The organism is Pseudomonas sp. P129 (assembly GCF_020312195.1).
Classification (GTDB): domain Bacteria; phylum Pseudomonadota; class Gammaproteobacteria; order Pseudomonadales; family Pseudomonadaceae; genus Aquipseudomonas; species Aquipseudomonas fragariae.
In genome coordinates this window covers 1,243,956-1,255,555 of sequence record NZ_JAGPYS010000001.1, presented here as the reverse complement: position 1 = coordinate 1,255,555, position 11,600 = coordinate 1,243,956, and the positions used below count along the sequence as shown (strand labels likewise).

General features: G+C 57.4%; 7 protein-coding genes. 2 read left to right on the top strand and 5 right to left on the bottom strand.

All coding sequences use genetic code 11. The annotated features are described in order from the left end of the window. Window positions 1-240: 240 nt before the first annotated feature. Complete coding sequence (locus KBY02_RS05480) at window positions 241-3,621, top strand: toxin VasX (RefSeq protein WP_060402009.1); 3,381 nt, start codon at window positions 241-243, stop codon at window positions 3,619-3,621. Window positions 3,622-3,625: 4 nt separating this feature from the next. Next, window positions 3,626-4,378: a hypothetical protein gene (locus KBY02_RS05475; protein ID WP_032657003.1), complete on the top strand. Its 753-nt coding sequence runs from the start codon at window positions 3,626-3,628 to the stop codon at window positions 4,376-4,378. A 47-nt stretch (window positions 4,379-4,425) separates the two neighbouring features. Here KBY02_RS05475 and KBY02_RS05470 read toward each other — a convergent pair whose 3' ends face one another. The 5 genes from KBY02_RS05470 to KBY02_RS05450 all read right to left on the bottom strand — a co-directional run bounded on the left by KBY02_RS05470 (window position 4,426) and on the right by KBY02_RS05450 (window position 11,585). After that, a complete protein-coding gene (locus KBY02_RS05470; RefSeq protein ID WP_032657005.1) occupies window positions 4,426-6,663 on the bottom strand; it encodes an ATP-binding protein in 2,238 nt (745 codons plus the stop codon). Beyond that, on the bottom strand, window positions 6,660-7,274 hold the full coding sequence (locus tag KBY02_RS05465) for a biliverdin-producing heme oxygenase (RefSeq protein ID WP_011268476.1): 615 nt from the start codon (window positions 7,272-7,274) through the stop codon (window positions 6,660-6,662). The genes KBY02_RS05470 and KBY02_RS05465 overlap by 4 nt, the downstream gene beginning before the upstream one ends. A 351-nt stretch (window positions 7,275-7,625) precedes the next feature. Next, entirely contained in the window at window positions 7,626-9,659 is a 2,034-nt protein-coding gene (locus KBY02_RS05460) for an LTA synthase family protein (RefSeq protein ID WP_011268477.1), read from the bottom strand. 10 nt (window positions 9,660-9,669) lie between these two features. Continuing rightward, window positions 9,670-10,290 (bottom strand): hypothetical protein, encoded by a 621-nt coding sequence (locus KBY02_RS05455; protein WP_058399217.1) that lies wholly within the window; start codon window positions 10,288-10,290, stop codon window positions 9,670-9,672. Beyond that, window positions 10,287-11,585, bottom strand: coding sequence for a sialidase family protein (locus KBY02_RS05450; protein WP_011268479.1), 1,299 nt, complete (start codon window positions 11,583-11,585; stop codon window positions 10,287-10,289). Before KBY02_RS05450 ends, KBY02_RS05455 begins: the two co-directional genes overlap by 4 nt. Window positions 11,586-11,600: the final 15 nt, after the last annotated feature.

The following is an 11,600-nucleotide window of genomic DNA, read 5'->3' as shown; positions in this document are numbered from 1 at the left end:
ACCCAATACCCGCATAAAACTGATCAAGGCTCGTATTTAAAGCGCTGCAGCACACAAGTATGAGTCAGCGCATGTGCGCAGACGTTTGCGCACTATTTCATGCTTTTTTTGCTCGATGTCTTTGCTTTAAATCTCTATCTCTTTGTTTTATATCGATAAATAGACAGTCGGCACATATCTTGGAATGCACCTCTGCATACAGCGGGCGATATCGCCCGTTTCTGCGCAGAGATTCCATGCATGACCGACAAATCCGGCACCCATACTCAACGACGTGCTGCAACGTTCGCCAAAACTCCCGCCACGGCCACCAGCCTGTGTCCCTTCCGCGGACCTGACATCGCCATCGTGCCAGTGCGCTACGCGCTGGATCGCTCCCGCTACGATGCCGCGCCCGAGAAGCTCAAGCCGCTGCTCAAGGGCAGCCGCTGGGCGGTGATGCCGAAGCTGAAAACACGCAGCTATACCCTTCGCCAACTGTATGACGGTTACGTGTATGTCTATGACGAAACGGCCGGGACCTTTCATGAGTACGTCTCGTCAGCTGCCGATGGTCATCTGAGCCGCATCATCTGGGCAGACGCACAGATCGGCAGTAACCGGCGAAGCGGTGCCGACGATGGCAAACCCTTCCTGCTTTATCCGCGAAACAACCGGCTTCACATCGCTTTTTCAGCGCAGCAGTGGACGTGGCGAATCTGCGAACACCTGCGCTCCAGTCCGGAAAGCCGCGCTTCATGGATGAAAGCGCTAGATCTGAAACGCTACTGCACGACCATGGCCGAGCCGGATACCTTGCCATTGAACCGTATCGCCGAGGCGGTGGCGGACATCGACAAGGAGTATGTGGTTGACGATGACCGCTTTGCAGACTCGGCGATCCCCACATCCAGGGCCTCCAGCGAGGAAGCCGATCCGCTGTTTTCGCCAATCGGCGCCGACGTTTTCTGGCAGGGCAGCGTTGAAGATCAGGACAGCTCCCTGCTCATCGCCCTTGATGATCCGCTGGCCATTTTCAACGATCTGGGCATGCAACTGGCCGCCGATCAGGCCGCATACCGCAACTGGCAAGCCGAGCACGAACACAAGATTCAGATTGCCCAGACCGTCGCCACGCTATGTGGCGCTGAAAGTGAACCGGAGAAACTGCCTGCATCGGTACGCGGCAATGCGGCGCTCACCCATCAGTACCTGAGCGACGTCGAAGCCTATTTTGAACAATGCATTTTTGAACAAGAGCAGATCGGCAACAACACCGCTCCCGGAGGCGTGCTATTGCTACCGGATAGTTTCAAGAGTCCGGAGATGCGCAGATCGCTTGAAATGCGTTACGGCAGCGCGCCCTCCGACGAGGCCCTGCAAGCCTGGAAAGATCGCCACAAATGGCGGCGCGAGGTCGATCTGAGCGGTGCGCGTGCGTACCTTCAGCAGCACCTGCCAACCGGCGACACACTGCTGCAACAGGTGCGTGACACGCAAAGCGACTTTCGGCAATGGTCGACCCATCTGGGCACGGAACCGCTCAAGCTGTTTGTCGACACCACCCACCCTGAAAGTCTGCTGTACCTGCAAACGGTCATGCTCAATCTGCAGATCATTTACGCTCAGGACAGCGCCGCCAGCGCCTGGCTCGCCGAGCAGGAAGCCAACGACAACAGCCTGTTTGGCACGTTGCGCTACGGCTTCTCACCGGCGCTCAAACACGCGCTGCATCAGGAGGCCAACGCGCTGCTGAACGGCCTCGGCGACATCACCAACCTGGCCACCCGCATCGGCGAACTCAACGGCACGCTCAATCACCAGGGTTTTGCCGACAAGCCGTGGATGAAGGCGCTGAAACAACCCGTTCAGGACACCTTCAAAGCCCTCGGCCAACTGGCCAGCAGCGCAGGCAAGGCGACGTTTGAAAGCATCCTGCTGGCCTGGGTGCCCATCGACAGCCGCATGGCGGTGGGCAAGCAGCAGAACATCGTTGCACTGATTCGCACGCTATTGATCGGCCAGATCCTGCTCGACTCGAAGGCGCGTATCGCGATCGATAACAACATGCTCGCGAAGCTGAAAAATTGGATCAGTGAGTGGCAGGTGCTCAACAAACAGATCAGCGACACCCGTCGCAGCTGGCTCTACCCAACCGCTTACAACCCCCGCAAAAGCATCGCCAGCCACCTGCGCGTGCTCGAGCAAAAACTTCGCCTGCACGAACTGAGCATGCCCGCCCTTCTGGACTATCAGAACAACCAATACGCCAAGCAGTTGCAGGACGAAATTCGCCTGCACGTCCAGTCCGGCAAAGCCATCACCAAAGACTGGCTGACCAGCGCCAGGCGCTGGCTCGATGGACTGGGAGGCATTGCCGGCTCGATCACCTGGGGCGTGATCATGCTCAACTTCATCAACACCGCCTTTACCTATCGCGACCTTACTCGAGACGGAAACTTCAGCACCAAGGACATTGGCAAGGTGACGTATGGGTTGGGGTATAGCTTTAACCTGTTGATGGCAGTGTTTGTTGAAGCACCGTGGGCGGTTATCAGTACGGCCAAGCCACTTGTCATTGGCGGCTATAACATAGGCATTCTCGATAAGTCGGCGGCTTACTGGAAAGCACGGGGTAATGCGGTTTGGGGGGATGCGATACGTGGGTTTAGAGGTTCGATGGTGGCGATGGGGGCATTTGGGATAGCGGCGGCCATGCTGGAAACTCTGGATATAGGAAATGATCTAAACAAAGTCAAAACAAGCGAAGAGCGGATAGCGAGCGAGATAAAAATTGCGTCGGTCGCCATGATGCTACTCGGCAGCGCCATTCAGCTCAGCGCTGGTCTCTTCCCGACAACTTTTCTCGCTGCGTTCGCAATGGCTTCATGGTTCAGTGCTGTACTGCTGCTGACTGGTGTCGTGTATCTGCTCGCCACAATGGCGTTGAACCACTTAAAACAAGACAGTATAGGACGGTGGCTAAGAAAATGTTGCTGGTCAAAGTCAATCGAATATCGATACTCTATAAATAGAGAAGGCCAACTTGAAGAAAAGCTTGCTCTACTCACGATACAGCTCAGTCCTCAAGTTTATGTGAAGAGCACCACACGTGATGCAACCCGCTACCTCGGCAAAGGTGATTACTACAGCACCCCGGAGCAGTATGGTGCTGGTGTTCAAATCCTCTTGCCCAAAGTGGTGCGCGGTCAGTCAGTGCATTTCAACGTCATCAGTAGTAAACGTCCCTGGGGCGTGCTTCCCGTGAAAAAAATTGATTCTTCAATACATGAATCATTTCTTAGTAGGGGTCAATTCAAAAAGACTGATCAGTTTGGAAAACTTGCTAATCTACCCGCTCGCAATGCTGAGGAAGACTTTACATTTCCTCGCATGCCTCCAGAAAGTGAGGATCTGGTTTGGGAAACCTGGGTGCCACTCGAGAAAGAAGCAGCATACCTAGAACTACAAATATGGTATTCAAACAACCTACTGAACTCAGATCCACAGGATATTGGCTACCTGTTTCAGCTTGAGCTAAGCGGTAAGGGCGAAACCGCTATCAATGGGGTAGACGCCACCGAGCTTGAAGTAAAATCAGCAAGTTTAATCAACGCGCTGACTCTTGAGATTGCGAATTAATAACATGACCGAACAAAAGACATCCGTCACTTACACACACAAAAGCGAAACACCTGTGAGCGACGTGCTAAAGACTCAAAATAAAAACCCGCCCCATAATAGTAAAGACCTATTGAATTGGACAATAAAAACCATTGCAAGATCACCAAAAGAAACCCTAATATCTGAGCTAAGTGTTATTTGCTTATGCGCTCTTGTACTGAGCTTTACTTTATGGATAAGCTGGGATCACTACATAGAAAACCCAATGGACTCGAGCTACCAAGTAATTACGTTAACTGGAACTGCGATCTATATCATCGCGCTAGGTGTCCGCCAAAAAACCATCTTCAACTACACCCTGAAAACCGATGGAGCCACGGTCGAGTATTACCTCCACTACCCCGACTTCGCTTCAAGTTTCTTCAAAGGCATCGCCATTTTCGTCATGCTGGTATTCGGATTCGTCGCCATCCTGACCGGATCGTTGCTCTTTCTGGTCGGTCCGGTGGCGATGGCCTTCATCGCCGCCATCAAACTGCTGAATTGGGAAAACCCTGTCCACCATCGACAAACCGCCCCTTGGCAACTGCACGAATTTGTCACGGTCGATCACAAACGCCTGATGGTCATTATCCATTGCGACGATATCACCACCGGCTTCGCCGCGCGCTTTCCCAGCAAGGCGTTGATGGACAAGTACCTCGCCTTCCTGCGCGAGGTACTTCCAGCGAACGTTGAATACATCGAAAAGGCCACCCACTGGTATCAGGGCTGATGCGACTCAGGCTTGAGCTGAAACTCACTGCAAGCCTGAGCAAGCGATCAAACCGCCATGGGCACCGTGAAGCGGAACTCGCTGCCCTCGCCCACCCGGCTTTGCGCTACCAGTTCTCCACCATGGGCCTTGACGATGCCCTGGGAGATGTAAAGGCCCAGGCCGGTGCCGGTCGGGTTGCCTTCCTTGACGGTCCAGTAGCGCTCGAAGATGTGTGGCAACTGCTCGGGAGGGATGCCCTCGCCGGAGTCCCGTACGGTGAATACGATTTCAGTGCCGTTGGACATTGCCGCCACACCGATCGTACCCATTTTCGGGGTGAACTTGATGGCGTTGCCGATCAGGTTGGACAGCACCTGGAAAAGACGCTCCGGGTCGGCCTGCACCTTGAGGTCAGGCTCGGCGTTGAAGGAGATCTCGATGGATTTGTCCATCGCCAGCGGGGCCAGCAAGGTATAGGCCTCCTCGAATATCTGGCTGACTTCCAGTGGCTGCGGCGTAATCGTGTAGCGGCCCGCTTCGATTTTCGAGGTGTCGAGCAGGTCTTCGAGTAACACATTCATGCGGCTGGCCGCTTGCTGCATGGTATCGATTGCCGTGGAAATACGTCGCGACGTATGCGGCCCATCGGAGCTGAACGACTTCTGCATCATCCCGCAGAGCATGGAAATGACCGTCATCGGGTTACGCAAGTCATGGGACACGACCGCTACCAGCTCGTCACGCGCGCGAACAGCCTGTTGCTCCCTGCGCACCTGACGGGCGAGGTCATTTTCCAGGGCGGAGCGGCGCAGGTCATTGGCGGCGAACACATCGCCGTAGCTCCACTTCGTAGCGATCCCGGTCATCTCGACCTTCCAGATCTCAAACGAGGTACGCGGCCGAAGACGCATGCCGCCCGCCGAGCTTTCCATGTTCAATGGCTTTTTAGGATCACCGCTCCACTGGACCGTTTCCTTGACCTCGGGACGAAACCAGATAACGCCATTGTCGACCGGCTTTGGCAGGCTCATCGCCAATACGCCGCTGGCGACTGGCTGATAAGCCTCGGCAGGCGCATAGACACTGGATAGATGATGACTGGCATACACTGGTTCGCCACCAGCGATCATCCAGGCATGCAATGCACGTATGTCGGACGGCTCAGGGCAGATGCCGAAACAATGCGTTTGCCGGTCTTCGATGATGGCGACGCCGGTCGCGCCGACCAGATCCATCAACAACTGGGGTTGCTGCGCCAGGCCATCGAAGACGTTTTCTTCGGACCCGGCCATGGCCAGATTCAATTGCTCGAGCGCCCTGACCTTCGCCTCTCGCTGACGGCTTATTTCCAGCGCTTCCATGGCGCTGATCTGCAGCGACAGCACCTGGCCTATCGCCTGGCAGGCACTGCGCAATTCGTGAGACACGTACAGCGGCGTGCGGTTGCCGCAACTGATCAATCCCCACAACTTGCCGCCCTGAATCAGCGACACACTCATGGACGACAGCACGCCCATGTTCTTCATGTACTGGCAGTGGATCGGTGAAACACTGCGCAACGTCGAAAAACTCAGATCAAGCTGCTGCTGAGTGTCCGGGCGCAGTTGAGGCACCAGGGGCACCGGGATGTAATCGGCATCGGGAATAATGCGCAGCCAGTTGCGGCGATACAGTTCGCGCGCCTGCTCGGGAATGTCCGATGCCGGGAAAAACAGACCGTTGAAAAGCTCCATGGACGGCGCCGACGCTTCGGCGATCACCTGGCCATGGCCCTCCTCTTCGAAGCGGTAGATCAGCACCCGGTCGTAACCGGTCATTTTCTGGATCTCGCGGACACTGACTTCATACAGGGTCTGCAGATCACTCGCAGCGTGCAGTTGACGCAACATGCGCCCCATGTTGCCGGTGCGCTCGGAATAACTCACCGACTGCGCATCCTTGCCCTGAATTTCGAGTTCCAGCACCAGAACGCCCTGATGACGGTGTAACAAGGCTTCGAACTCGATGCCGTTGATCGACATCAGCAGGCGTTGCGCGTCGATGAACGAATCATGGGCACTGGCGCTTCTGATCACCTCGGCCCAGCCAGCGCCCAGCACACAGTCCAGCCCCTTGCCGAGCAACTGCTCGGGCACATGACCCAGCACAGTCTGCACGTTGGCGCTGACTTGCAGGATCGTCAGCTCGGGCTCTGCAAGGGTAAACAGCAGGCCATGGGGTTGAATGGCGCCGGGAAACTGAATGGGCTCATCCGCACAATTGGCCAGAAGGACTTCAAAGGCGTCTTTGTCGAGTTGGCTCATAACAGTACCTTTTGACCCTCGAGCCAGTGCTCGAAACATGCAAATGTGGAGTGCGCTGCAAACGCGGCAGCATCATTAAAAGCAACTTCCCGCGACACTTCATCCAGATGGTTCAGAAACGCCTTCCAGCGAGGTCCGGTGCGGGCACCATACACATCGAGAAAGGCCGTTCCACTTTGCCCATCCAGACCCAGACGCTTGTTTATTTCGCGTCGCAACACCTGCCCGCCCAATGTCGCCCCTTCCAGTACATACATCACACCCAGGCAGGCGCCGGGAGAATCAATGGCGGGCAACTGTTGGCAGCGGGGCAATTGCCCGATGTCGTGATCGGACATCCCCAGCGCACGAAGATCCTCGACCAGCACAGGTGTTTTGACCCTCTCGGCCGGGACAAGCTCCGCAGGTACCAAGGCACTGCCGTGCAATACCGCTTCAAGCGGTGCATAAAAGCCGTAATAGGCCTGAAGCAGGCGCAGGTAAAGAGCGTGATCGAGAGCGGATGAAAAAAACGGCATGCGTTTTTCAAGCCTGACGTGCAACTGACTGGTTTCAGCACGCAGTGCATCAAGCAGTTTCGGCGGGGTAACACGTGGAAAACTTGCCGGCATCCAGGAAGGCTCTTGAGTGTGCAATGGGCAGAAAACGCATCCGAGCGAAAACAGGCCGCCAAAATACAGATTCAGAGCAAAATCTGACAGGTTTTTCCTGCGTTTGCGATGAAATACCACAATCCATAAAGAAAAACAGTCAGCGAAATAAGACGACGGTTTGCCACCGCCCGAAAATCCGCTATCGACCAAATAACGATAGTTGAAAACCGAACCCTATACGCGCCAGGTGCGCGAGCGGTTCACAGAGGCAAGCACTTTAACATCATCCAATAACGATGCCATCCTCACGCAAGCCCCTGACTCGACCAGCGGCTTGCGTGACAATGCTGAAAAGGCCAGCTCGCGTGGTCATCGCACGTTCTGATACAGCATCATTCGCGAGGTTTCATGCAGACCGCGGGTCAGGTCGCGCAGCCGCTCGAACTCTTGCGGATTCTGTTCGGCGACGTTGTCCAGCGGCGTGGGGGAAGACAGGTCGTGGAGCGTTGGCGAACTGCCGTCGTGTTCCATTTGCAGCAGGTAGTTGCGCGTGACACCGCCGATCAGCGGGAACGTACCTTCGCGCAGTACCAGCGGCACTACGCGTTCACCTTCAGGAGCCGCCTGCTGAATGTCGCGGCCCATGGTGCCGCTGGTGAAGTCCATTCCGGCCATCCCCGCCAGTGTCGGCAGCAGGTCGGCAAGGCCGACCGCTTCGTCGACGACCCGTGTGCCCAGCAGGCCAGGGGCGTGAATCAACAGCGGAACGTTGTTGCTCTCCAGGCCCAATTGCTCGAACGCTGGCGCCATGTGCGGGATCTGGCTGATGCGCGTGTTGTGATCGCCAAACAGCACGAAGATGGTGTTTTCGTAGTAACCGCCCGCCTTGGCCAGCTCCATCAACCGCCCGATATTGAAATCCAGCAGGCGCACCGCGTTGTACTGCTCCACGCTGCGCGAACCGGCGGCCTGGACCTGCTCCACGGTCTTGTCGCTGACCTGAAAACCGTCGTTGTCTTTGGGAATGGTAAACGGCCGGTGATTGCCCGCAGTCTGCACGTAGGCAAAGAACGGTTTGTCGGCTGGCAACGCACGCAGGATCCGGTCACTCTCCTTGAACAGGTCCAGGTCGGAAATCCCCCACACATCCACCTGCGGTGACTTCCAGTCGCGCTCGTCATACAGCCGTACGTCGTCGATACTGCGACGGATCAGGGCGTTCATATTGGCCCAGCCGGAATTGCCGCCAATCATGTACAGCTTCTCGTACCCTTTGAAGTCGTTGATGATGGTGTTTTGCCGGGTGAGCAGCGGATGACGTGTAGCCGTTTCCTGCCGGGTCACGTCGGGTACCCCGGTGATGCTCGCCCAGACCGTTTTCGCAGTGCCGGTAACCGGCACGTAAAAGTGCTTGAAGAACCAGCTTTGGGTGGCCAGATGGTCCAGGTTCGGCGTCGGGTTCAGCGGGTTGCCGTAGGCGCCGACGGCACTGGTGCCCAGCGATTCGAGCATGACGAACATGACATTCGGCGGCCGCTCGCCCGGCAGCCGGTAAGGCTGCACGGGCTGATGACGCTTGAAACTCAACCCCTGCACGTCTGGCTGGCGGACGCCCAGATAACGCGCGACTTTTTCATAATGCTTGCGCACCTGAGGCTCATCGAAGTTCGACTGCGAGACCTTGAGCGTGTCGTACAGAAACAGCGCCGGATTAAGCCCCAGCGCCGCCACCTGACTGTTGCCGGAGAAGAACGCATCGCTCCAGCGCAGCGGTACCGGGTTTTCCAGATTGAGATTCTCCACCCGGCCCAACAGGCCGAGGAAGGTTGCACAGATCATCAGTGCCGAACCCCAGACCGCGGACCAGCGTTTGATCGGTCTGGCCTCACGGTCCAGGGTGACACGCTCAAGCCTGATCAATACCCAGCCGAGCACTGCGACCGTGAGCAGCCAACCGACAGTGATCCACACCACTGGATAGGTCTGCCAGAGCATGTCCCGGGAAATCTGCGCATCCTCCAGATAGCGCAGCACACTGGCGTTGAGCCTGACGCCGAGATAGGCGTAATGACCGAAATCGACGATGTAGATCATCGTCAGAATCGCCAGCGTCACGATCAGATAACCTCGCGCCAGCCAGCGCAAGGCACGCACGCTGATCAGGTTCCAGCCCGGCAACCAGAGCAGCACCGCGACTGGCAGCAGTATCAGCAGCGCCAGGCGCAAGTCGAAACGCAAACCGATGCCCAGCGTCTGGGCGACCTCGCCATGCGTGAACAGCGTGCCCGGTTCGATGCCGGAAAACCCGTAGAAGAACACGCCCCTCAGCAACGCCGACAGCAGGAACACCACCATGACCGCGCCCAGCCAATAATGCAGGCGTCGCGATTGCAACCAACTCATCGTCATTCCTCTAGACATTGCCGACAGACAAAGCGGCCGGACGGCGCGTCTGCATTGCCCGGCGATAAACAAAACGGATAGCCAGAATCAGCAAGGCCCCACAACAGTAAAGGCCAAGCAGCGGATCAATCAGGTAATCCCAATAATTTTCCGATGGCTTGATGCGAAAAGTGAAGGCCAGCGTCGCCGCGCTGAGCATCACGGCGGCCAGCGCATTGCGCATAAAGACCAGCCCCAGTGCGATGACAGCGACAATCATGATCATCGGCCGCGGGTTGTAGCCCCAGCGGTACGGATCGAAATACGTCAGGCCCAGCGTGGCCGGGTACAGGGTCAGTGCCAGCGCAGCGAACACCACCAGCGTCACCCCGCGTCTGGGCGCTGCCAGCGGCTGGAGCACACCGAGTCGCTGCAGGGTCAGCCAGCCTAGGAGCACCAGGCTGCTGATGGCCAGGTCATCGGTCAGGCTACGGGCATAGGACGCCATCGACAGCCCGTCGATCGAGATCACACTCAATAGCGAGGCGGCGGCCAGCAAGCCGCAGCGCCACCATAACGATGCGGTCAAGGGTGCCAACAGCACAAACAGGGTCCAGGCAAACGCCAGATGAGCCAATCCCAAAGCGATCATAAAAGTTGCTCCGCCAGCCAGGCCTCGTTGAAGCTGACATGCTTGATGAAGGTGTTATTCCATGAGTAGACCAGGTGATACAGGCCGTCCGGACTGCGGATGAAGTACGGGTATTCGTATTCGAAATCGCAGCCCTGAGGCGAGCAGACGCGTTGGTCCAGATTGCTCAGAAACGCCTCTTCCATCGGTTGACGCAGGGCACCACTGGAGCTGCGGAAGCCCTCGCCGATCACCTCCTTGTACGCCTCAAGGGTAAACGGCGTGCCCAGCGGATCGGGCGACTTGTCGAAATCCATCAATGGCCGCCAGACGTTCATCTCCTCGTCAGTCCCGTACAGACTGAGTTTGAAGCGCCCCTCGCGCAAGTCATTGAGCGCCACCAGCAGGCCCTTGCCCGGCACACCGACCGCAGCCAGCGAAGAATTGGGGTTGCTCGGGGTCAACGGATACGGCTCGCTCCAGCTCTGCCCGCCGTCTTCGGTGCGGCTGGCCAGCACCCGGTGGAACGTCTCGCCGGCATAGCGCAGCAAGGCCACGGCACGCTGCCCATCCAAAGGCACGACGGTGGGCTGCAGGGAATTGTTGCCACGGCTGAGGCGAAACTTGTCGATGACCTCACCGTCGGCGCTCAGGTACAGGTATTCGGCAAACTTGCCGAGAAACTCGTGGTAGACCGGCAGGCCGATCGAACCGTCGGCATGAAACACCGGCGCACCGCGTACCAGCGTACTGATGTTCAGAAACGGTGTTGTCACCAGTTGCCACGGCGGCGACCAGCTGGCGCCCATGTCGCTGGAGACCATGGCGTTGACCGTGCTGCCCGCCCAGCCGCCGACCGAGACTGAAACGTAGAACAGCCACAGGCGATTGTCCGGAGCCAGGGCGATCACCGGATTGCCCAGTTTGCGGATGTATTTGCCGGTGCCCGCCTGGGTGGACTCGCGGGTTGCCAGCACCTGCTCGCCGCCCCACTCGCCACTGGCCGCATCGAAGCGCGAGGTGCGTATTTCGACGTCCCCCGCTCCTTCGCGAGAGCCGGCGAACCATACCGACATCAGGTCGCCGCCGGGCAACGCCGTCACGGCTGAAGAATGCACGAAATCGTCCAGGTCGGAAGACGCGAAGCGCGACATATAGGACGCCTTGGGCGCCACGCTCTCAGCGCCAACTGGCGCCGGGCTGACCGCAAAGGGCGCAATACGGTGCTGTGGATGGCTGAGCCACGCACTGAGAAAAATCGCCACAACAATCAGGCCTGCGCTCCATGCAGCCACGTTTCGGGAAATAACACGCATCGGGAGGCATCACTG